Annotated in this window: 19 protein-coding genes and 3 tRNA genes; 15 read left to right on the top strand and 7 right to left on the bottom strand. The window is 67.1% G+C overall.

Features of this window, described 5'->3' with window-relative positions:
* The first annotated feature begins 29 nt into the window (after positions 1-29).
* The 12 genes from hfq (at position 30) to RAB70_RS15020 (ending at position 11491) form a co-directional block, all read left to right on the top strand.
* The gene (gene hfq, locus RAB70_RS15075) at positions 30-305 is read left to right on the top strand and encodes an RNA chaperone Hfq (protein WP_010341316.1); all 276 of its coding nucleotides are present in this window, start codon (positions 30-32) and stop codon (positions 303-305) included.
* Between the two features lie 26 nt (positions 306-331).
* The gene (gene hflX, locus RAB70_RS15070; protein WP_026144705.1) at positions 332-1657 is read left to right on the top strand and encodes a ribosome rescue GTPase HflX; all 1326 of its coding nucleotides are present in this window, start codon (positions 332-334) and stop codon (positions 1655-1657) included.
* Positions 1658-1823: 166 nt separating this feature from the next.
* Entirely contained in the window at positions 1824-2318 is a 495-nt protein-coding gene (locus RAB70_RS15065; protein ID WP_017914255.1) for a CinA family protein, read from the top strand.
* Positions 2319-2352: 34 nt separating this feature from the next.
* The gene (gene ubiB, locus RAB70_RS15060; protein ID WP_148828191.1) at positions 2353-4029 is read left to right on the top strand and encodes a 2-polyprenylphenol 6-hydroxylase; all 1677 of its coding nucleotides are present in this window, start codon (positions 2353-2355) and stop codon (positions 4027-4029) included.
* Between the two features lie 333 nt (positions 4030-4362).
* Complete coding sequence (lexA, locus tag RAB70_RS15055; protein ID WP_017910626.1) at positions 4363-4998, top strand: transcriptional repressor LexA; 636 nt, start codon at positions 4363-4365, stop codon at positions 4996-4998.
* Positions 4999-5194: 196 nt separating this feature from the next.
* The gene (gene recA, locus RAB70_RS15050; RefSeq protein ID WP_148828190.1) at positions 5195-6232 is read left to right on the top strand and encodes a recombinase RecA; all 1038 of its coding nucleotides are present in this window, start codon (positions 5195-5197) and stop codon (positions 6230-6232) included.
* A gap of 116 nt (positions 6233-6348) precedes the next feature.
* Complete coding sequence (gene recX, locus RAB70_RS15045; protein ID WP_148828189.1) at positions 6349-6843, top strand: recombination regulator RecX; 495 nt, start codon at positions 6349-6351, stop codon at positions 6841-6843.
* A 106-nt stretch (positions 6844-6949) separates the two neighbouring features.
* Entirely contained in the window at positions 6950-9601 is a 2652-nt protein-coding gene (gene alaS, locus RAB70_RS15040; protein WP_148828188.1) for an alanine--tRNA ligase, read from the top strand.
* A gap of 136 nt (positions 9602-9737) precedes the next feature.
* Positions 9738-9950 (top strand): carbon storage regulator CsrA, encoded by a 213-nt coding sequence (csrA, locus tag RAB70_RS15035; RefSeq protein WP_010341308.1) that lies wholly within the window; start codon positions 9738-9740, stop codon positions 9948-9950.
* A gap of 81 nt (positions 9951-10031) precedes the next feature.
* A tRNA-Ser gene (locus RAB70_RS15030) sits at positions 10032-10124 on the top strand.
* Positions 10125-10193: 69 nt separating this feature from the next.
* On the top strand, positions 10194-10325 hold the full coding sequence (locus RAB70_RS15025; RefSeq protein ID WP_265529335.1) for a DUF6538 domain-containing protein: 132 nt from the start codon (positions 10194-10196) through the stop codon (positions 10323-10325).
* A gap of 611 nt (positions 10326-10936) precedes the next feature.
* Positions 10937-11491 carry a DUF3592 domain-containing protein gene (locus RAB70_RS15020; protein ID WP_225851570.1) on the top strand — a complete coding sequence of 185 codons (555 nt, stop codon included), beginning with the start codon at positions 10937-10939 and terminating at the stop codon, positions 11489-11491.
* Positions 11492-11682: 191 nt separating this feature from the next.
* Here RAB70_RS15020 and RAB70_RS15015 read toward each other — a convergent pair whose 3' ends face one another.
* The 5 genes from RAB70_RS15015 to RAB70_RS14995 form a co-directional block, all read right to left on the bottom strand.
* Positions 11683-12249, bottom strand: a complete 567-nt coding sequence (locus RAB70_RS15015) for a hypothetical protein (protein ID WP_170268098.1) — start codon at positions 12247-12249, stop codon at positions 11683-11685.
* A 563-nt stretch (positions 12250-12812) separates the two neighbouring features.
* Positions 12813-12983 (bottom strand): CsbD family protein, encoded by a 171-nt coding sequence (locus RAB70_RS15010; protein ID WP_017914264.1) that lies wholly within the window; start codon positions 12981-12983, stop codon positions 12813-12815.
* Between the two features lie 287 nt (positions 12984-13270).
* A complete protein-coding gene (locus RAB70_RS15005; RefSeq protein WP_192578918.1) occupies positions 13271-13822 on the bottom strand; it encodes a CPBP family intramembrane glutamic endopeptidase in 552 nt (183 codons plus the stop codon).
* 340 nt (positions 13823-14162) lie between these two features.
* Complete coding sequence (gene glgX, locus RAB70_RS15000) at positions 14163-16298, bottom strand: glycogen debranching protein GlgX (RefSeq protein WP_148828185.1); 2136 nt, start codon at positions 16296-16298, stop codon at positions 14163-14165.
* Between the two features lie 229 nt (positions 16299-16527).
* Positions 16528-17229: a pirin family protein gene (locus RAB70_RS14995; RefSeq protein WP_148828184.1), complete on the bottom strand. Its 702-nt coding sequence runs from the start codon at positions 17227-17229 to the stop codon at positions 16528-16530.
* A 149-nt stretch (positions 17230-17378) separates the two neighbouring features.
* On the opposite strand from RAB70_RS14995, the gene RAB70_RS14990 reads away from it, so the two are divergent.
* From RAB70_RS14990 to RAB70_RS14980, 3 genes are all read left to right on the top strand, one after another.
* The gene (locus tag RAB70_RS14990; RefSeq protein ID WP_148828183.1) at positions 17379-18314 is read left to right on the top strand and encodes a LysR substrate-binding domain-containing protein; all 936 of its coding nucleotides are present in this window, start codon (positions 17379-17381) and stop codon (positions 18312-18314) included.
* Positions 18315-18454: 140 nt separating this feature from the next.
* Positions 18455-19444, top strand: coding sequence for a DedA family protein/thiosulfate sulfurtransferase GlpE (locus RAB70_RS14985; protein ID WP_148828182.1), 990 nt, complete (start codon positions 18455-18457; stop codon positions 19442-19444).
* Positions 19445-19833: 389 nt separating this feature from the next.
* Entirely contained in the window at positions 19834-20628 is a 795-nt protein-coding gene (locus RAB70_RS14980; protein ID WP_148828181.1) for an SDR family NAD(P)-dependent oxidoreductase, read from the top strand.
* Positions 20629-20862: 234 nt separating this feature from the next.
* Here the strand turns inward: RAB70_RS14980 and RAB70_RS14975 are convergent.
* Together RAB70_RS14975 and RAB70_RS14970 are read right to left on the bottom strand one after the other, a co-directional pair.
* A tRNA-Arg gene (locus RAB70_RS14975) sits at positions 20863-20939 on the bottom strand.
* A gap of 170 nt (positions 20940-21109) precedes the next feature.
* Positions 21110-21186, bottom strand: a tRNA-Arg gene (locus tag RAB70_RS14970).
* Between the last annotated feature and the right edge of the window lie 19 nt (positions 21187-21205).

Genomic DNA, 21205 nt, shown 5'->3' with positions numbered 1-21205 from the left:
CAATAAAAACAATAATTTGGGAGTGAAGCATGTCCAAGGGGCAATCCTTGCAGGATCCTTTCCTCAACGCGTTGCGTCGCGAACGGGTGCCTGTCTCGGTGTATCTGGTCAACGGCATCAAGCTGCAGGGCACGATCGAGTCGTTCGATCAGTTCGTGGTCCTGCTGCGCAATACCGTCAGCCAGATGGTCTACAAACACGCCATTTCCACCGTGGTGCCGGCGCGCAACGTGCGCGTGGGACCGGGCGGCGGCTATGTGCAGCAGAACGAAGGTGGCAGTGCGGGTGATGATGAAGTCGAGTAGTAACGTAACGAAGTGCGGAGCCGCGGGTGTTTGATCGGTCCCGCCGCGGCGAACATGCACTGCTGATCCAGCCCTACGCGGGCGGTCCGTTGGAAGACGATGTGCTGGAGGAGTTCGCCGACCTGGCGCGCTCGGCCGGTGCCAGCATCGCCGCCACCGTGACCGCGCGCATCGACAAGCCGAGTCCGGCGACGCTGATCGGCAGCGGCAAGCTGGAAGAGGTCAAGGCCGCCGCCGACGCCAGCGGTGCCGACCTGGTTCTGGTCAACCACGCGCTCAGCCCCGGCCAGGAGCGCAACCTGGAGAAATACCTGGAGCGGCGCGTGATCGACCGCACCGGGCTGATCCTGGACATCTTCGCCCAGCGCGCGCGCAGCCACGAAGGCAAGCTGCAGGTCGAACTGGCCCAGTTGCGGCACATGGCCACCCGGCTGGTGCGCGGCTGGACCCACCTGGAGCGCCAGCGCGGCGGTTCGATCGGCCTGCGCGGCCCCGGCGAAACCCAGCTGGAAACCGATCGCCGCCTGCTGCAGAAGCGTGTGGAGCAGTTGCAGAAGCGGCTGGAGAAGGTCGAGGTGCAACACACCCAGATGCGCCGCGCGCGGGTGCGCAGCGAGCTGCCGCGGATCGCGGTGGTGGGCTACACCAACGCCGGCAAGTCGACCCTGTTCAACGCGCTGACCGGCGCCGAAGCCTACGCCGCCGACCAGTTGTTCGCGACCCTGGACCCGACCGTGCGGCGCATCGCGCTGCCCGGCGGCAACGCGATGCTGGCCGATACCGTCGGCTTCGTGCGCAACCTGCCGCATGAGCTGGTGGCGGCGTTCCGCTCGACCCTGTCCGAGGCGCGCGAGGCCGATCTGCTGCTGCACGTGGTCGACGCCGCCGATCCGCTGCGCGAGGAGCGCATCGCCCAGGTCGACGAGGTGCTGCACGCGGTCGGCGCCGGCGAACTGCCGCAGTTGCTGGTGTTCAACAAGATCGACCGCATCGAGGGCGCCGAGGTGCGTCACGATGCGCAGGACGGCGTGCCGGACACGGCGCGGCGCGAGCGGGTGTGGATCTCCGCGCGCGACGGGCGCGGCCTGGACCTGCTGCAGCACGTGCTCGGCCAGCGCCTGGGCCTGCGCCACGTGCAGGGCAGCCTGCGCCTGCCGCCGAGTGCCGGGCGCCTGCGTTCGCAGCTGCATCAGTTGCAGGTGATCCGCAGCGAGCAGGCCGACGAGGAGGGCTGGCTGCTGCAGGTGGACATCCCGATCACCGAGGCCGAGCGCCTGGCCGCCACGGCCGACGGCGCGCCGATCCGCGCGCTGCTGCCGCCGCGCGAGCAGGAGGAGTGGCAGCAGCGCTGAGTGCCGCGTCGACGCCGGCGTCGGCACGCTCGACGCCGATGGGCGGGCCGGCGTGGTCGCGGCCCATGCGCCGCGTTGGCTGACGGCCGGCCATCCGCCGGCACGCGCAGGCGCGACAGCCACGGCGAATTGGGCTACAAAGCGCACTGGTTTCCCGAGCTGTGCCATGACGCTTCCCACCGATTCGGATCTGCTGCAACAGGCCACCGCGCTCAGCGATCGCTTGCGCACCGCGCGCGAGCGCCTGGTCACCGCCGAAAGCTGCAGCGGCGGCTGGATCGCCAAGGTGATGACCGACGTCGCCGGGTCTTCGGCCTGGTTCGACTGCGGCATCGTCGCCTACAGCTACGAGGCCAAGCAGGCCTTGCTGGGCGTGCGTCCGCAGACGCTGGAGCATCATGGCGCGGTCAGCCGGGAGACGGTGATCGAGATGGTGTCCGGGGCGCTGGTCAATTCCGGCGCCAGCGTCGCGGTCGCGGTGACCGGCATCGCCGGGCCGGGCGGCGGCTCGGCGGACAAGCCGGTCGGCAGCGTCTGGCTGGGCTGGAAGCGCCGCGGCGGCTATGCCAGCGCGCAATTGTTCCAGTTCCCGGGCGACCGCGACGCGGTGCGCCGGCAGACCGTGGCGGCGGCCCTGCGCGGCCTGGACGCGTTGCTGTGATCGTGGCCGCGCGCCTTCCCCGAGGATGAGCGCGATGTGGGAGGCGTTGAGCACCGTCCGCGACCTGGGACGCCTGCAGGAAATCGCCTCGGTGCTGATCCGCTATGGGTTCGGCGACGTGGTCCGGCGCATCGGCATGGCCGACGTGCTGGAGCGCGCCGGGCGCCTGCTGCACTGGCACAACGCCGAGGAGATGCTGCGCATGTCGGCCCCGCAACGGGTACGGCGCGCCCTGCAGGACCTCGGCCCGACCTTCGTCAAGCTCGGCCAGGTGCTGGCCACGCGCGTGGACCTGCTGCCGCCGGAGTGGATCGACGAACTGGGCGAACTGCAGAACGCCGCGCCGGCGCTGGACTACCCGCAGATCCTGCCGCAGCTGATCGAGGCGCTCGGCGAGGCGCCGACGGCGATCTTCGCCGAGGTCGAGGAAACCCCGCTGGCCGCCGCCTCGCTGGCGCAGACCCATCGCGCCCGGCTGCACGACGGCACCGCCGTGGTGATCAAGGTGCGCCGCCCCGGCATCCGCGAGGTGATCGAGGCCGACCTGCGATTGCTGGCGCGGCTGGCGGAGATCGTCGAAGCGCGCGCGCCGGACCTGAAGCGCTATCACCCGGCCGCGGTGGTGCACCAGTTCACCCTATCGCTGCGCCGCGAGCTGGATTTCGCCGGCGAGTGCCGCAATGCCGAGCGCATCGCGGCCAACTTCCAGGGACACGACGAGATCGTGATCCCGCGGGTGCACTGGCAATGGACCTGCGAAACGCTCAATGTGCAGGACTTCGTCGACGGCATCGGCGGCCGCGACCTGGCCGCGGTCGACGCCGCCGGCCTGGACCGTCGCCAACTGGCGCGCACCGGCGCCGACATCGTGCTGAAGATGGTGCTGGAGGACGGCTGTTTCCACGCCGATCCGCATCCGGGCAACATCTTCTACCTGCCCGGCGAGCGCATCGCGGTGATCGACTTCGGCATGGTCGGGCGCATTTCCGAACAGCGCCGCTACCAGGTGGTGCAACTGCTGCACGGGCTGGTCACCCAGGACGCCGAGGCGGTCGCCGACATCCTGCTGGAGTGGACCGACGGCGAAGTCGAGGTCGACGAGGCGCGCCTGCACCTGGAGATCGCCGCCTTCGTCGACCAGTACCGCGGCGTGCCGCTGAAGGACCTGCGGGTCGGCGCGATGCTCGGCGACGTCACCGCGCTGCTGCGCCAGCACGCGCTGGCCTTGCCGGCCGACCTGGCGCTGATGATCAAGACCTTCCTGACCCTGGAAGGGGTCGGGCGCCAGCTCGATCCGGATTTCGACATGGCCGGCGCCGCCGCCCCGTACCTGGAGCGGGTGATGCTGCAGCGGTTCGCGCCGCGGGCGATGGCCAGGCGCGGCCGCCGCACCGTGCTGGGCGCGCTGGAACTGCTCGGCGACCTGCCGCGCGACACGCGCCGGCTGCTGCAGGCGGCACGGCGCGGGCGCCTGCAGTTGAACGTGGAGACCGGCTCGCTGAAGGGCTTCGGCGACCAGGTCAACCGCGCCGCCAACCGCCTGACCATGGGCATCGTCACCGCCGCGCTGATCATCGGCTCGTCGATCGTGATGAACAGCGTCGGCGGCATCTCCAGCCGCTGGCTGTTGGCGATCGGCGTCTGCGGCTTCGTCGGCGCGGCACTGTCGGGGGTGTGGATCCTGTTCTCGATCTGGCGCAGCGGGCGCTGAGCGCGGCGCATGCTCTCGAGCACGGTTCGCCGGAAGCTGCGGCGGCTGGTCCGCAGGCAGCGCCCCGCTTCACAGGCGTGTCGGCGCGCACGCGATCCCTTGGTAGGAGGGGCTTCAGCCCCGACGCGATGCACTCGGATCCCCCGGTACACATCGCACTGACGCTGTGCGGGGTCCCAAAAGGCCTCCAGGATCAGAAGCCTCGCGCCTGCCGACGACGGCATTGCGGGCGGTCGCGCGGAGCATCCATCACTGGCGGCAGCGAAGCGCGCCGGCACTCCAGACCCACGCGCCAGTTGCTCGCCAGCTAATTTAGTAGTATTACTACTAACCATGGACCTGACCGAAACCCAGCAGGCGATCCTCGACCTGATCGCCGAGCGCATCGAACACGATGGCGTGCCGCCGTCGCAGACCGAGATTGCCCGTGCCTTCGGCTTCAAAGGCGTGCGCGCGGCCCAGTACCACCTGGAAGCGCTCGAACAGGCCGGCGCGATCCGCCGGGTGCCCGGGCAGGCGCGCGGCATCCGCCTGCTGGGTGGGGCGGCCGCTCCGGCCCCCGCGCCGCAGGTGGACAGCGCCGACGTGCTGCGCCTGCCAGTACTCGGACGCGTCGCCGCCGGCCTGCCGATCGGCGCGGACATCGGCTCCGACGACTTCGTGGTGCTGGACCGGGTGTTCTTTTCGCCGGCACCCGATTACCTGCTGAAGGTGCAGGGCGACTCCATGCGCGACGAAGGCATCTTCGACGGCGACCTGATCGGCGTGCACCGCACCCGCGATGCCCGCTCCGGGCAGATCGTGGTGGCGCGCATCGACGAGGAGATCACGGTCAAGCTGCTGAAGATCGGCAAGGACCGCATCCGCCTGCTCCCGCGCAACCCGGACTACGCACCGATCGAGGTGCTGCCGGACCAGGAGTTCGCCATCGAAGGCCTGTACTGCGGCCTGCTGCGCCCCAACCGCTGATGCCGCGCGTGGAGCAGGGCATGCACTACAGCGCCGGCCGGACTTTTCCGACCCCGGATATCGCCATTCGCCGCTGCCGTCGCCCGGTCCGGACGAATTATTTTCATCTCGCCACGCACTGTCTCAGTCCGTGCGATACCAGGCCCTTACATTGACCTCACTCCGCAAATCCTCCTCACCTTCCAAGGACACCACAATGGACGAGAACAAGAAGCGCGCGCTTGCTGCCGCCCTGAGCCAGATCGAGAAGCAGTTCGGCAAGGGCTCGGTGATGCGGATGGGCGATCGCGTCATCGAAGCGGTGGAAGTGATTCCGACCGGCTCGCTGATGCTGGACATCGCACTGGGCATCGGCGGCCTGCCGAAGGGCCGCGTGGTCGAGATCTACGGTCCGGAATCCTCGGGCAAGACCACCCTGACCCTGCAGGCCATCGCGCAGTGCCAGAAGAACGGCGGCACCGCCGCGTTCATCGATGCCGAGCACGCGCTGGACCCGATCTACGCCGCCAAGCTGGGTGTCAACGTCGACGAGCTGCTGCTGTCGCAGCCGGACACCGGCGAGCAGGCGCTGGAAATCGCCGACATGCTGGTGCGCTCGGGCTCGGTGGACATCGTGGTGGTCGACTCGGTCGCCGCGCTGACCCCCAAGGCCGAAATCGAAGGCGAGATGGGCGACCAGTTGCCGGGCCTGCAGGCGCGCCTGATGAGCCAGGCGCTGCGCAAGCTCACCGGCAACATCAAGCGCTCCAACACCCTGGTGGTGTTCATCAACCAGTTGCGCATGAAGATTGGCGTGATGATGCCGGGCCAGAGCCCGGAAACCACCACCGGTGGCAACGCGCTGAAGTTCTACGCCTCGGTGCGCCTGGACATCCGCCGCATCGGCGCGATCAAGAAGGGCGACGAGATCATCGGCAACCAGACCAAGATCAAGGTCGTCAAGAACAAGCTGGCGCCGCCGTTCAAGCAGGTCGTCACCGAAATCCTCTACGGCGAGGGCATCAGCCGCGAGGGCGAACTGATCGACATGGGCGTGGAAGCCAAGCTGGTCGAGAAGGCCGGCGCCTGGTACAGCTACGGCAGCGAGCGCATCGGCCAGGGCAAGGACAACGCCCGCGGTTACCTGCGCGACAACCCGCAGGTCGCGACCAAGCTGGAAAGCGAGCTGCGCGAGAAGTTCCAGCCCACGGAAATCGCCCCGAGCGAGGCCGAGGCGGAAGACGACGACGCGTAATGGTTTTCTGCCGGGGGAGCGGTGGAGTCAGTGCCGCTCGTCTCCCTCGGCAGTCTTGAGCAAGCCAGGAGGGCGCGCGCCAGGGACGGCGCATTTTGAATGGGGTGGCATCGCCCATGAGCGACGAACGGGCACAAGAAGCACCACGTCGGCGTCGCCGGCAACCGGAACAGACGCCGCTGCAGAAGGCGCTGGGTCTGCTGGTGCGGCGCGAGCATTCGCGCAAGGAGCTGACCCGCAAGCTGCGTGCGCGTGGCGTGGAAGCCGACGCCGCCGCGGAGGCAGTGGAACGCCTGAGCGGCGAGGGCTGGCAGGACGACGGGCGCTTTGCCGAACTGCTGGTGCGCAGCCGCGCCGGGGCAGGGTATGGCCCGCTGCATATCCGTGCCGAGCTTGGGACCCACGGCCTGGACAGTGAGGCCATCGCCACCGCGATGGGGGCCTTCGAGGGCGACTGGACCGAAAACGCGCGCGATCTGGTCCGGCGCCGCTTCGGTACTGCCGGGGCGATGGACCTGCCGCAGCAGCGCAAGGCCGCCGATCTGCTGGCGCGGCGTGGTTTCGATGGGGACAGCATCCGCGCCGCGGTGCGCGACGCTGCGGAGGACTGAGCGGGCCGGGCCTGCTACCCTTGGCGAGTTGTCTTGTCCGGTTTCCGTGGCGCCCTCATCTAGGAGGGAGCGCCAGGACGCCCGTCCGCTCGTCTATAGCCAGCCCATGAACGCACCCGCCAAATTCTCCACCTCCCAGATCCGCAGCGACTTCCTCGACTTCTTCAAGGGCAAGGGCCATACCATCGTGCCGTCCGCACCGCTGGTGCCCGGCAACGATCCGACGCTGCTGTTCACCAATTCCGGCATGGTGCAGTTCAAGGACGTGTTCCTCGGCGCCGAGAAGCGCAGCTACGTGCGCGCGGCGGACGTGCAGCGCTGCCTGCGCGCCGGCGGCAAGCACAACGACCTCGATTCGGTCGGCTACACCGCGCGCCATCACACCTTCTTCGAGATGCTCGGCAATTGGTCGTTCGGCGACTACTTCAAGAAGGATGCCATCGCCTGGGCCTGGGAGCTGCTGACCCAGGTCTGGAAGCTGCCGGCCGAGCGCCTGCTGGTCACCGTCTACCACACCGACGACGAGGCCTACGCCTTGTGGCGCGACATGATCGGCGTGCCCGCCGAGCGCATCGTGCGCATCGGCGACAACAAGGGCGCGCCCTACGCCTCGGACAACTTCTGGCAGATGGCCGACACCGGTCCCTGCGGCCCATGCACCGAGATCTTCTACGACCACGGCGCGCACATCGCCGGCGGTCCGCCGGGGTCGCCCGACGAGGATGGCGATCGCTTCATCGAGATCTGGAACCTGGTGTTCATGCAGTTCGATCGTCAGCCCGACGGCACCTTGGTGCCGCTGCCGGCCCCCTGCGTGGACACCGGCATGGGCCTGGAGCGCTTGGCAGCGATCCTGCAGCACGTGCACACCAACTACGAGATCGACCTGTTCCAGACGCTGATCCGCAAGGCCTCCGAGCTGACCGGCACCGCCGACCTGGAGAACAAGTCGCTGCGCGTGATCGCCGACCACATCCGCGCCTGCGCGTTCCTGATCGTCGACGGCGTGCTGCCGTCCAACGAAGGTCGCGGCTACGTGCTGCGCCGGATCATCCGCCGCGCCCTGCGCCATGGCTGGATGCTCGGCGTGCGCCAGCCGTTCTTCAGCAAGCTGGTGCCGACCCTGGTGGAACTGATGGGCGAGGCCTATCCGGAACTGACCGCCGCCCAGGACACCGTGCTGCGCGCCCTGCAGGCCGAGGAAGAGCGCTTCGCCGAAACCCTCGATGCCGGCATGAAGATCTTCGAGGACGTCGCCGCCAAGGCGCAGGGCGGGATGATCGCCGGCGAGGACGCCTTCCGCCTGTACGACACCTACGGCTTCCCGCTGGACCTGACCCAGGACATCGCCCGCGAGCGCGATCTGCGCGTGGACGAGCAGGGCTTCGAGACGGCGATGGACGAGCAGCGTCGGCGCGCGCGCGAAGCCGGCAAGTTCGGCGGCGGCGTGCAGCTGCCGGCCGACCTGGTGGCGACGCTGGCCCCGACCGCGTTCCTGGGGTACGACAGCCTGCAGGCCGACGGCCTGCGCGTGGTCGCCCTGCTCAAGGACGGTCGCCCGGTGCAGTCCGCCCAGGCCGGCGACGCGGTGATCGTACTGACCGACAAGACCCCGTTCTATGCCGAATCCGGCGGCCAGGTCGGCGATCTCGGCACACTCACTGCCGCCGGCATCCGGGTGACGGTCACAGACACGCAGAAGTTCGCCGGCCAGTTCCATGGCCACGTCGGCACCCTGGAAGAAGGCAGCCTGAAGCTCGGCGACGTGCTCGCCGGTGAGGTCGATGCCGAGCGCCGCGGCGCCACCATCCTCAATCACTCGGCGACGCACCTGCTGCATGCGGCCCTGCGCGAGGTACTGGGCACCCACGTCCAGCAGAAGGGCTCGCTGGTGGCGCCGGATCGGCTGCGCTTCGACTTCTCACACTTCCAGCCGATCGGGGCCGAGGAACTGGCGCTGATCGAGCGCAAGGTCAACCAGCAGGTCCGCGCCAACAACGCCGCCGAAGTGCACCAGATGGGCATGCAGGAAGCGCTGGACTTCGGCGCGATGGCGCTGTTCGGCGAAAAGTATGGCGAGCGCGTGCGCGTGCTCAAGATGGGCGACTACTCCACCGAACTGTGCGGTGGCACGCACGTCGGCCGGACCGGCGACATCGGCCTGTTCAAGATCACCAGCGAAGGCGGCGTCTCCGCCGGCGTGCGCCGCATCGAGGCGGTGACCGGGCAGGGCGCGCTGGACTACGTGGCGGCCGAGGAGGCCCGGCTGCGCGAGGCGGCCGACCTGGTCGGCGGCAACAGCCACGACGTGGTCGACAAGATCCGCCAGCTTGGCGACCGCTACAAGCGCCTGGAGCGGGAGCTGGAGGCGCTGAAGGCCAAGCTGGCGTCCGGCGCCACGGCCGACCTGGCCGGATCGGCGGTCGACGTGGCCGGTGTGAAGGTCCTCGCCGTCCGACTGGAAGGCTTCGATGCCAAGGCCCTGCGCGAGGCGATGGACCGTCTGAAGCAGCAACTGGGCGATAGCGTGATCGTGTTGGCCGGCGCAAGCGAGGGCAAGGTCGCCCTGGTCGCCGGCGTGAACGGCAGCCCAATGGGACGGGTCAAGGCCGGGGAACTGTTGAGCCATATCGCCGGTCAGATTTCGGGCAAGGGCGGCGGCCGCCCGGACCTCGCCCAGGGTGGTGGCGAGGACGGGCCCGCCCTTGCCCCCGCACTCGCCGGCGTCCCCGCCTGGGTCAAGCAACATCTCCCCTGAACATCCGAACGCCGCGCCTTGCTGGCAGGGCGCGGCTTCCCGTAACATCACCCTTCTTTTCACTTTCATTATGGGGCGTGCCGCAGCGCGGGCGCCGTGCCGGTGAGACCCACCGGTTCCCTGGAGAATTCAAAAAATGTTGATCCTGACTCGCCGGGTAGGCGAAACCTTGATGATCGGCGATTCGGTCACCGTGACGGTGCTTGGGGTCAAGGGCAATCAAGTGCGTATCGGCATCACCGCGCCGAAGGACGTTGCGGTGCATCGCGAAGAGATCTACCAGCGCATCCAGCGCGGCGACGAGCCGAACTCCCACGGCGGCGGTCACGGCGATCAATCTGCCGATTGATGCGTCGAAAGGGTTTACCTGAGACCCCACAACCCGGTATTCTTCGCGCCCGGTCGCGGAATATCCGCAGCGCAGAAATCCGGAGTGATGCCCGAGTGGCTGAAGGGGCTCCCCTGCTAAGGGAGTATAGGGTCAAAAGCTCTATCGAGGGTTCGAATCCCTCTCACTCCGCCAGTGTCAAGGAAACGCCCGCAAATCAACGATTTGTGGGCGTTTTTCTTTTCAGCCATCTTGGACACTCGCTTGGACACTTCCATGCGAGTCGCGCACTACCTGACGTGCGGCGAGACCGGCCGCTACTACGTTCGTCTGCGCGTTCCTGCTGACCTGCAGAAACAGTTCGAGCGCAAAGTCTTCAGTGCAGCACTGAAGTGATGTGCAATGGCTTCGTGCAGCTCCAGCGATGTCATGCTTGCCTCCGCGCGTCAGCATGGTGGCACGTGAGCGCTGACGCACCTTGCAGGAGTTCGAGCAGACGGTATCGCGCATGTCTGCGCTCAAGGAGCCGGTGACGAGCGTAGCGGCCTTGACGTGTTGCATGACGAAGCTTGGAGCCTGTTGCTGCGTTCAAGCTTCCCGTGGGCACCCGCCGTGGGCCGTGGAGGATGAAGGCGAGGGCCATCGCTGCCACGCAATGTCATCAATCGCGTAGAGCCAAATCCTGTTTCAGGCAGCGCGGCAGCCATCCTGCCGGTATCGATCGGCCGTCTCTCCGCGGTGTGCCCTTGTTGACGATGTCGCAAGTCAGGTCGCGCTACTGCGTTTGCTTTCCGAGTTCATCTGGACACGCGCGATGACAGTGGCAAGTGTGTGCTGTAGTGCTGCTTCATGTCGCTTTCCAGCGACGCATTGGGGCTACTCATCTTCCGCCCGTCGCGTGTCGCGGTTGCAGGCTTCGCTCAGCAAAGGTTGACGCGACGCCTCATTGGGATCGAAGTGCTTGAGCCAGGAGACAGGACGCCTACGGTGTCATTGAGTTGCAGGGGATGGGCGATCCATCGATTGATTCCCATGCGCTGTCACGAAAAAATGTGCGTCGTCGCTGGATCGCGACGTTTCCTTTTTGCTCCGGTATCGAGATGCAGTCACACAAGATCCGCTTCATCATCATCGCGTTGCTTTGCCTTGGCGTCACGATCGCCAGCGTTGTCACGTTTTTCAGCAGGCCTGCGGCAGTGCCGACACATTTGGCTGAAGCCGATGGGACGGTCGAAAAGGTCGACGCAACGCAGCGAAAGGGACGGCTTCAAAGCGTCAACTTCACCCTTGCGACCGGAGGCGATGCATTCGAGTACTCCAGTGTGCTGCCTGGCATCGATGCGCTGTGGGGGCGTCTCAAGGTGGGATCGCCGGTTCACGTCACCTTCGACGATGCGGACAGCAAGCGATCCATCTGGGGAATGCGCTTGGGCGATGACGTGGTCGTCACGCCTGAGCAGGCGCTCCATGCGCGGCGCAAGAATGGCCAGATTGGTGCCATGATCGGACTGATTGCTTTGCTTGGAGCGGGATACTTTCTGCATCGTGCTCGCAAGGCGTAGAAAGGCGGCCCTGACAGTCTCGGCGCCGCAGCGGCGCGCCGCCGAGTCTTGATCTGCCAACAAGAAAGACAAGCTGGACCAGTGGTCTTCGGCAAGAAACACGTTTTGCCGTGTTTCTGTTGCGGGCGGGCACAGGGAGCGGCCGCCTGACGCCCGAAATGGCATTGGTGGCGCATGACACAGCGCTGATTTCAGCTGTCCGTGTCGAGGGTCATCATGATGTGGATGATTCTTCCATGTTCAAGCTGAAACGAGAGGCGCTTGTTTTTGGTCTCATAGGAGCGCCAGTGCTGGCCATCGCTGTCATCCGTCGTGCCTTGGCCATAGGTGTCGATCAGCACATTCTGCGTGTCGCCGATCGCGATACCTCTGGCCGTTTTGACCGTGGATGCATTGATGGTGATCTGCGCAATGACGTAGCTGTCGATGTCGCGTTGCTGTTTTTGCCAGGAGAGGTTCGCCGTATAGATGTCAAACCCGGCATAGCGATGCTGGTAGTACTTGTAGCTTGTCTCCCCGGCGGGCACGTCTCCTACAAAACTCTCGCTGATCTGGGTGCCTGCCTGCGTCCTGGTTTGCTCGCTCCAGCGTTCACCCAGGGCGAAAGAGTGGTTGTTGATGGCTACGGCGAAGTCGCTTTCGGTCATTTCGACAGGTGCCGCGCGAGCTGCTGCCGCAGCAGTCATATCCGCCTGGGCGGCAGGAAGCAGCAGGAGAAGCAAGAACGCTGCTCTTCTGGGGGAGGTAATCGTGTGCATCGATGCTTTCAGTGGGGGCGGAAATATCAGGGGCGTGTTCGTGGTCGGGAGCCTGTACACATCCGGGGGTTGTCAGATCACACAGTGTGTTGCGCATCGGCGAGTTTGTCGCGATGTAGGCGTAACGTGAGTGTCAGTATGGTGGGATGCATCGAGCGGAGCCATCGCTTCCGGACTGGCATGCGCCAAGCGACGTCAGGGTGGTGCCTGCGCAACAATTCGGCGTCGATCTGATCGGGCGTGTAATTGACTGTGTGCGGGTCGATCCGAGTCCACGGTGCGCAGCGCATCGGGTCGTTTGGGATGCGCCTGGCAGCGCTGTCGGCAAACCGCTCTTGGATGTGCCGTGTTCGATCGCCTTGCTGTCTAGGACTGGTGCCGTGGCAGCTTGTTGAGCGCTGTACTGCGTCTCGCTACTCCAGTCCACCCGTCGGTCATTGCGGAGGCCTGTGTGCACGCCGTTGAGCTGCGCATCAGGAGAATCGACAGCGAGTCGGCGAGGTGCAGGTCGCTTGCAACAACTCCCCTGCCATTGGCGGCAGGGGAGCACGAGAATCTGGAACTCAGCCGCGCGCGTGGTCGCGCGCCTTGCCCACTTCACTCTGTACCTTGCCGGCGTTCTTCTGCATCTTGCCTTCGACTTCCTTCAGCTTGTTGCCGGTGACCTTGCCGGCGACTTCCTTGATGGTGCCCTTGATCTGGTTCTTGGCGCCTTCGGTGCGATTCTTGTCCATCGTTGACTCCGCAGTAGGGATGCCCTCAAGTGGGCATCGCCAAACTGCGCGCGAGCCGGTGGCGTGCAAGTGAAAATTGAGCGGGCGTGCTCTCCATCATTTAGGTAGCGGACGGGTTGTATGCCGAAGCCTGTAGCGGCGATCGCGCGTCCCGTTCGGGCTGAGTGCGCTTGGTGCTTTTACAGCGGGAACACGCGCGCCGCGACATGTCCTTCGTCTGTCTGCTGGCGGCGACGGCGTGGTGCGCATAGGTGCGCCGAGTGGCGACTCTCGACTGCGCTGCCCGCTCAGTACCAGCCCAGATACAGGGTAGTCACACCCCAGGTGTCGATCAGGCCGTGGGCGAGGATCATGGCCCACAGGTTGCGTCTGGAGCGCAGATAGGCATAGCCGAACATCGTGCCGACCACGCCGGTCAGCAGGATGCCGGAGGCGCCTTGCGCGGCGTGCATCAGGCCGAACACCACACCACCGGCCAGTGCGGCGATCCAGCGGCCGCCGCGCAGACGGCCCAGCAGCGCATCGAGCTGGTGCATGAGGAAGGCGCGGAACACCAGTTCTTCGCCGAGCGCCGCGCTCAGCCACGCCGCGCCGATCAGATGGGTCGTCGCCTGGACGTTGCCCTTGAGCGCGCCGTAGGCGCTGTAGTCGGTCTTGTGTCCGGTGATGGTGTCGATCAGCGGTTGCAGCACCGGTGTGATGAAGCCCACGGTCAACAACACGAGCAACGCTGTCCAGCCGATCACGGACGCCAGGCGCGGGCGTGCGACGCCGCACGCCGTGGAGGAACGCGTCTCGACCCAGACCAAACAAAGACCGAGCAGGCCGACCAAGGGCATGCGCCACGGAAACGGGAGCCATGCATAGGACGCCAGCGCGAGGACCGCGGCGCTGAGCGCGATGCGCAGCAGCGGGTGACGCATGAAGGAGGTGTAAGACGTGGCGTGGGTGTTGCCTTGCGCGGAGTGCTGCATGCCTGACCTGGAAGGAAGCGGGCATTCAGCCTAGCGAGCATGCGCCATCGAGCACTGTGCCAAAGGCCATGTAGACCAATGCAATGCGGCGCGTCGTAGAGAGCGTGCAGATGCCAGCATCGCGCGTCGCCCGCGGCAAGCGCTGGCGACGTAATGCAGGCGCGGACGCGTCAGTCCGCGCGCAATCCGAAGTGGCGAGTGGCGACTATGCGCCCGCCGTCTGGCACTCGAACACGCTGATGCTGCGCGGCGGCGCCAGGAACTCGCTGGCGCCGGCCGGCATGCTGTCGACCTGCAGCGCATCGTCGGTGGACAGCACCAGCTTCCAGTGCAATTCCTCTTCCGAGGACGGCAGCACGAAGCTCACGCCCTCGTGGTAGGCGTTGATGACGATCAGCAAGGTGTCGTCGTTGGCCAGCTCCCTGACGCCGGATGTTTGCGCCTTGCCTTCCAGCAACAGCCCGACCGAGCGTGCGCCGGCATCGGTCCAGTGCGCATCGTCCATCTCGGTGCCACCGGGGTTGAGCCAGGTGAGGTCGCGAACGCCGGCTTCTTCGTTGTACTGGCCGTTGAGAAAGCGGCCACGGGTCAGGATCGGGTAACGCTGGCGCAGCGCGCTCAGCGCCTTGACGAACGCGGTCAGGCGGCCCTCGGTGGGGTCGCGCTCCCAGTCGATCCAGGTGATCTCGTTGTCCTGGCAGTAGGTGTTGTTGTTGCCGCCCTGGGTCTGCGCGCGTTCGTCGCCGGCCAGCAGCATCGGCGTGCCCTGCGCGAGTAGCAGCGTGGCCAGCAGATTCTTCATCTGCCGCTCGCGCAGTTGCAGGATGCCGGCGTCGTCGGTCTCGCCTTCGGCGCCGTAGTTGCAGGAGCTGTCGTGGTCCGAGCCGTCGCGGTTGTCCTCGCCGTTGGCCGCGTTGTGCTTTTCGTTGTAGCTGACCAGGTCTTGCAGGGTGAAGCCGTCGTGTGCGGTGATGAAGTTCACCGAGGCCCACGGTCGGCGCCCGCGGCGATCGAACAGGTCGGCCGAACCAGTGAAGCGCGTGGCGAATTCGGCCAGCTTGCCTTCGTCGCCCTTCCAGAACGCGCGGGCGTTGTCGCGGAACTTGTCGTTCCATTCCGACCAGCCGGGCGGGAAGTGGCCGACCTGGTAGCCGCCCGGGCCGCAGTCCCATGGCTCGGCGATCAGCTTGACCTGCGACAGCAGCGGATCCTGGTTGCAGGCGTCGAGGAAACCGCCGCGCTGGTCGAAGCCGGTGGGTTCGCGGCCGAGGATGGTGGCCAGATCGAAACGGAAGCCGTCCACGTGCATCTCGCCGGCCCAGTAGCGCAGCGAGTCGTTGACGAACTGGATCACCCGCGAGTTGCTCAGGTTGAGCGTGTTGCCGGTGCCGGTGTCGTTGATGTAGTAGCGCTTGTCCTCGGCCAGCCGGTAGTAGCTGGCGTTGTCGATGCCGCGGAAGGAGAGGGTGGGGCCCAGCTCGCTGCCTTCTGCGGTGTGGTTGTAGACCACGTCGAGGATCACCTCCAGGCCCTGGCGGTGCACCGCCTTGACCATGTCGCGGAACTCGTCGCGGTGGCCGCTGGCCAGGTAGCGCGACTTGATCGCGAAGAAGCCCAGCGTGTTGTAGCCCCAATAGTTGCGCAGGTCCTTGTCGAGCAGGTGTTGGTCGTCGAGGTAAGCGTGGACCGGCAGCAGTTCCACCGCGCTGACGCCCAGTTCCTTGATGTAGCGCAGCACCGGCTCCTGGGCCAGCCCGGCGCAGGTGCCGCGCACCTCGTCCGGCACCTGCGGGTGGCGCATGGTGTAGCCGCGCACGTGGGTCTCGTAGACCAGGGTCTCGCTCCACGGCGTCATCAGGCGCTGGTCGTCCTCCCAGTCGTAGGTGTCCTCGACCACGACGCACTTGGGCATGAACGGCGCGCTGTCGCGCTCGTCGAAACTGAGGTCGCCGTCCGGGTGGCCGACCGTGTAGCCGTACAGTTCGTCGGCCCAGATCAGGTCGCCCTCGAGTTCGCGCGCGTACGGGTCCAGCAGCAGTTTGTTGGGATTGAAGCGGTGGCCTTCGCTGGGTTCATAGGGGCCATGCACGCGATAGCCATAGCGCTGGCCGGGCTTCACGTCGGGCAGGTAGCCGTGCCAGATTTCGTTGGTGTATTCGGGCAGGTCCAGGCGCGTTTCGGTGCCGGCGTCGTCGAACAGGCACAGTTCCACGCGCGTGGCGTGCGCCGAGAACAGCGCGAAGTTGGTGCCCTGGCCGTCGAACACGGCGCCGCGGGGGAAGGGGCGCCCTTCGCGGATGCGCGAGGGGGTGGCATAGGCGGCGCTGGTCGGGTGGCGCATCGGCAGGCTCTCGGCCGGCACGCCGGCAGTAGGGGAGGGAGAGCGGAAGCATTGACGCGGAGGCCGTGCAGGACGCGTTACGGGGTGCCGAGGATGGCGTGAGGATGCGGGCATTACCGCGAATGCAGCGACCTACGCAGCGACGCCGTGGCGCCGCTGCGTGGGCGGATTTCGCGAGACCGTCGCGGCCCGGTCCAGTGGGCCGCGGGCGCGACCTGGCCTGACCTGCTCAGCGCGGCAGGTCGAACAGCAGGAACTCGCTGTCCTGGGCATCGGCGAACTGCAGGCTGGCCTCGTCGACCGCCTGGACCGCGTCGCCGGCCTGCAGGGTCTGTCCATTGACGCTCAGCGTGCCGCGCACCACCTGCACGTAGGCGCCGCGCCCGGCCGCCAGCGGGTAGTCCAGGCGCGCATCACCGTCGAGGATGGAGGCGTAGATGCGCGCGTCCTGATGGATGCGCACCGCACCGTCCTCGCCCTGCGGGGCGGCGATCAGGCGCAGCTGGCCGCGCTTGCTGTCGGGGGCGAAGTGCTTCTCCTCGTAGCCCGGATCGATCCCGGCGCGCTCGGGCATCACCCAGATCTGCAGGAAGTGCACCGGCTCACTGGCGGAGTGGTTGAACTCGCTGTGGGTGACGCCGGAGCCGGCGCTCATGCGCTGCACGTCGCCGTAGCGCAGCACCGAACCGTTGCCCATGCTGTCCTTGTGCTCCAGCGCGCCCTCGACCACGTAGGACAGGATCTCCATGTCGCGATGGGCGTGGGTGCCGAAGCCCTGGCCCGGCTGCACGCGGTCCTCGTTGATCACCCGCAGCGGCCCGAAGCCCATGTGGCGCGGGTCGTGGTAGTGGCCGAAGGAGAAGGTATGGCGCGAGGACAGCCAGCCGTGTTCGGCGCGGCCACGGGTGTTGGCGGGGCGGATCTGCAGCATGGGAGGCTCCTTGGTGGCGTTGATGTGCAAGTGGATCGAAAGCGCCGGTCGGCATGATTTCGCGAGAGCTCCGGCTTGGAAACAAGTATCGGTGCTGTCGCCGGGTTTGAAAAACGGATAGATTCGGCATCCATCATCGAAAAATTCGAATGCTCAAGCTCAGCCTCGATGCCCTGCAGATCCTCGACGCCATCGACCGTCGCGGCTCGTTCTCGGCCGCCGGCAAGGCGCTGCACAAGGTGCCGTCGACCATCTCCTATACCGTCGCCAAGCTGGAGGAGGACCTGGGCGTGCAACTGTTCGAGCGGATCGGGCCGAAGGCGGTGCCGACCGCCGCGGGGGCCGAACTGCTGCGCGAAGGCCGTCACCTGCTGCGCGCCGCTGGCGACCTGGAACTGCGCGTGCGCCGCGTGGCCTCCGGCTGGGAGACCGAGTTCGCGCTGGGCCTGGATGCGGTGTTCGCGCCGGAATGCCTGGCGCAGGACATGGCGGCGTTCTATGCGGTTGCCGACCAGACCCGGCTGCGGGTGGTGCAGGAATCGCTGTCCGGCACCTGGGAGGCGCTGCTGGACCGGCGGGTGGATCTGCTGGTCGGGGCGGCCGGCGAAGGGCCCAGCGGCGGCGGCTACGTGACCGAGCCGCTGGGCACGCTGCCGTTCGTGTTCGCGGTCGCGCCCAATCACCCGCTGGCGCAGGCGCCGGAACCGCTCAGCCGCAGCCAGCTGAGCGCGCATCGCGCGATCGCGGTGGCGGATTCGGCACGGCGTTTGCTGCCGCGCACGGTCGGGCTGCTGTTCGGCCAGGACGCGCTGACCGTGCCGGACATGCGCAGCAAGTACCGGCTGCAACTGGCCGGGCTCGGCTTCGGCTTCCTGCCCGAGCCCTATGCGCGCGCCGCGCTGGCGCGCGGCACGCTGGTGCGCAAGGCCGTGGAGGAGCCGAAGCCGGACGAGGTGTTCCAGCTGGCCTGGCGCAGCGGCGAGGAGGGCGCGGCGCTGGCCTGGTGGCGTGCACGCATGCGCCAGCCGGGCGTGTTCGCGGCATGGCTGGCGCAGATGGCGGCGCGGCTGGGCGAGGGCGTGTGAGGCACGTCGGGACACCGGCGACGCGTGCTGCAGGGCGACGATGGATGGGTCTGTTCCGCCGGTGATGCCCTGCTGCCTGCGCGCGCGGTGGGCGACGGGAGGATAATGCGCGGCATCTTCTTCTTTCCGCCCGCCACGCCATGCAGGACCTGATTGCGCGCTACGGACTCGGGCTGGTCTTCGTCAACGTCCTGGCCTTGTCGCTGGGCCTGCCGGTGCCGGCGCTGCCCACGTTGATCCTGGTCGGGGCGACCTATGCGCTGCTCGATGGCGCGGCGATGTGGAGTGCGTTGCTGGGCGCCTTGTCGGTGTCGATCGCGGCGAGCTTGCTCGGCGATCTGCTGTGGTTCGGCGCCGGCCGCCGCTACGGCAATCGCACGCTGCAGTCGCTGTGCCGGCTGTCGCTGTCGCGCGACACCTGCATGAAGCGCACCGAACGCTTCTATGCGCGCTGGGGCGTGCGCGTGCTGGCGGTGGCCAAGTTCGTGCCGGGCCTGTCGATGGTGTCGGTGCCGATGGCCGGCGCGATGCGTGTGCGCCCTGTGGCCTTCCTGCGCTACGACGCGCTGGGCGCGGCCTTGTGGGCGGGTGTCGGGTTGTTGCTGGGGCTGTGCTTCGCCGACCAGGTGCAGGACTTGCTGGACTGGCTGAGCCTGCTCGGCAGGCGCGCGGCGCTGCTGCTGGCCGGTCTGCTGGCGCTGTACGTCGGCTACCGCGCCTGGCGCCGGCAGTCGCTGCGCAAGGCGATGGAGATGCAGCGTATCGACGTCGATGAACTGCACGCGCTGTTGCAGGGCGAGGCGCCGCCGCTGCTGCTGGACATTCGCGCTCCCGGCTATCGCACGCTGGAGCCGTTCGCCATTCCCGGTGCGCTGGAAGTGGACGATCGCCAGGTCGACGCGCTCGTCGCGCGCTTGCCGCGCGACCGCAGGATCGTCATCTACTGCGCCTGCCCGAACGAGGTGTCGGCCGCGATCCTAGCCAAGCGTCTGCGCCAGCACGCATTCGAAGGCGTGCTGCCGCTGCGGGGCGGGCTGGATGCGTGGCGTGCGGCGGGCCATCCGCTGGTCGCGCTGGACGCTGCGGCTGCCGTGGCGCCGCCGCCGAAGGGCGACACGATCGCGGCGTGAGTCGGTGTGGCGGAGGCGTCATGCCTGTCGATGGCGCCTGCGATGCACAGCCGTGCGTGCGCGCCGGCTGATGCAGGCGGGTGCGTTGTCCGTGCGCGCGCGCGGGCGGCTGTGCGCGGCGAGGCAAGTTGTGCCGTCATGCGCTTGATCCTGTTGCCTGCGCCGTCTGCGCCTCGCTGATGCGGCGACCTGCTGCAATGGGCGAGGTTCACGTCGTGACGTTCACTTGCCGTTCCTTGCCTTGCGGTTGGAGTCGCACATGATGAATCGACACAACGAATCGACAGAGCGACCGGCGCGGCCAGCGTGTGTCTGCGGCGACGACCTCGTAGGGCGTGCGCCGAAGCGGATCCTCACCCTCATTCTCGCCCCCATCCTTGGAGACAGCCATGCACATCGATCTATCCGGTAAAACCGCCCTCGTCACCGGCTCCACCGCCGGCATCGGTTTCGGCATCGCCAAGGGCCTGGCCGCGGCGGGCGCCGAGGTCGCGCTGAACGGCCGCGACCAGGCCCGCACCGATGCCGCTGTGGCTGCCCTCAAGCGCGACGTCGCCAATGCCCGCGTGCGGGCCGTAGTGGGCGACGTGGCGACCGCGGCCGGCTGCGAGGCGATCGTCGTGGCGCTTCCTGCCGTCGACATCCTGGTCAACAACGCCGGCATCTTCGGCATGCAGGACTTCTTCGACACGCCCGACGCGGAATGGGAGCGCTTCCTGGCGGTGAACGTGCTGTCCGGTGTGCGGCTTTCCCGCGCGTATCTGCCGGCGATGGCGGACAAGGGGTGGGGGCGTGTGCTCTTCGTCTCCTCCGAGTCCGGGCTCAACATTCCCGTCGAGATGATTCACTACGGCGTGACCAAGACCGCCGATCTCGCCCTGTCGCGCGGGCTGGCCAAGCGCATGGCCGGCACCGGCGTCACCGTGAATGCCATCCTGCCCGGGCCGACGCTGACGGAAGGCGTCGCCGCCATGTTGTCCGACCAGGTGAAACAGTCCGGCAAACCTCTGGACGAGGTGGCTGCCGACTTCGTCAAGGCGCATCGCGCCAGCTCGATCATCCGCCGCGCCGCGACGGTGGAAGAGGTCGCCAATCTCTGCGTGTACGTCGCCTCGCCGCAAGCGTCCGCGACCACCGGTGCGGCGCTGCGCGTCGATGGCGGCGTGGTGGATACCATCGCCTGAGCCGGGCAGGGGTCTCTGCATTCGCGTACGCGAGGCCGAGGCGGCGCGCGCCGCCGCCGCCTCGCAATGTCTGGCGGATCGCCGGCGCTGGAGTTGAAGTGCCGATGCGCGAGGCGGTGCCGTGATCGGCACATCTTCCGTGTGCATGCGTCACTCGTCGTTGCGCGCGTCGTGCAATCGGAATCACGCAGGCAAAAAAAACGACAAGCGCTGGCTTGTCGTTTTTGATCTGACTGGTGCGCCCGGAGAGATTCGAACTCCCGACCGCCTGGTTCGTAGCCAGGTACTCTATCCAACTGAGCTACGGGCGCGTTGTCAGGCGCGGGATTATTCACGAGTTGCGGCGATTCGTCTACACCTGCGTGTCGTCGGCATGACGAATCGCGAACGAGTGCGCTCCCGGAGCGGTCTCGATGCGATCGCCTCGCCGCGGCAGGGCAAAAAAAAACGACAAGCGGTGGCTTGTCGTTTTTCATCTGACTGGTGCGCCCGGAGAGATTCGAACTCCCGACCGCCTGGTTCGTAGCCAGGTACTCTATCCAACTGAGCTACGGGCGCGTCGTCAGGAGCGGAATTA

It is taken from the genome of Xanthomonas sontii, from assembly GCF_040529055.1.
GTDB lineage: Bacteria > Pseudomonadota > Gammaproteobacteria > Xanthomonadales > Xanthomonadaceae > Xanthomonas_A > Xanthomonas_A sontii.
The sequence above is the reverse complement of the archived record's forward strand: the minus strand, read 5'-3'. Positions and strand labels throughout refer to the sequence as shown.

Coding starts and splice junctions, on each gene's coding strand:
- lexA (WP_017910626.1), top strand. CDS start 4,363: ATGGACCTGACCGAAACCCAGCAGGCGATCCTCGACCTGATCGCCGAG.
- RAB70_RS15010 (WP_017914264.1), bottom strand. CDS start 12,983: ATGGACAAGAATCGCACCGAAGGCGCCAAGAACCAGATCAAGGGCACC.
- RAB70_RS15020 (WP_225851570.1), top strand. CDS start 10,937: ATGGGCGATCCATCGATTGATTCCCATGCGCTGTCACGAAAAAATGTG.
- RAB70_RS14980 (WP_148828181.1), top strand. CDS start 19,834: ATGCACATCGATCTATCCGGTAAAACCGCCCTCGTCACCGGCTCCACC.
- alaS (WP_148828188.1), top strand. CDS start 6,950: ATGAACGCACCCGCCAAATTCTCCACCTCCCAGATCCGCAGCGACTTC.
- RAB70_RS15015 (WP_170268098.1), bottom strand. CDS start 12,249: ATGCACACGATTACCTCCCCCAGAAGAGCAGCGTTCTTGCTTCTCCTG.
- ubiB (WP_148828191.1), top strand. CDS start 2,353: ATGTGGGAGGCGTTGAGCACCGTCCGCGACCTGGGACGCCTGCAGGAA.
- glgX (WP_148828185.1), bottom strand. CDS start 16,298: ATGCGCCACCCGACCAGCGCCGCCTATGCCACCCCCTCGCGCATCCGC.
- RAB70_RS14995 (WP_148828184.1), bottom strand. CDS start 17,229: ATGCTGCAGATCCGCCCCGCCAACACCCGTGGCCGCGCCGAACACGGC.
- recX (WP_148828189.1), top strand. CDS start 6,349: ATGAGCGACGAACGGGCACAAGAAGCACCACGTCGGCGTCGCCGGCAA.
- csrA (WP_010341308.1), top strand. CDS start 9,738: ATGTTGATCCTGACTCGCCGGGTAGGCGAAACCTTGATGATCGGCGAT.
- recA (WP_148828190.1), top strand. CDS start 5,195: ATGGACGAGAACAAGAAGCGCGCGCTTGCTGCCGCCCTGAGCCAGATC.
- RAB70_RS14985 (WP_148828182.1), top strand. CDS start 18,455: ATGCAGGACCTGATTGCGCGCTACGGACTCGGGCTGGTCTTCGTCAAC.
- hfq (WP_010341316.1), top strand. CDS start 30: ATGTCCAAGGGGCAATCCTTGCAGGATCCTTTCCTCAACGCGTTGCGT.
- RAB70_RS14990 (WP_148828183.1), top strand. CDS start 17,379: ATGCTCAAGCTCAGCCTCGATGCCCTGCAGATCCTCGACGCCATCGAC.
- RAB70_RS15065 (WP_017914255.1), top strand. CDS start 1,824: ATGACGCTTCCCACCGATTCGGATCTGCTGCAACAGGCCACCGCGCTC.
- RAB70_RS15005 (WP_192578918.1), bottom strand. CDS start 13,822: ATGCCCTTGGTCGGCCTGCTCGGTCTTTGTTTGGTCTGGGTCGAGACG.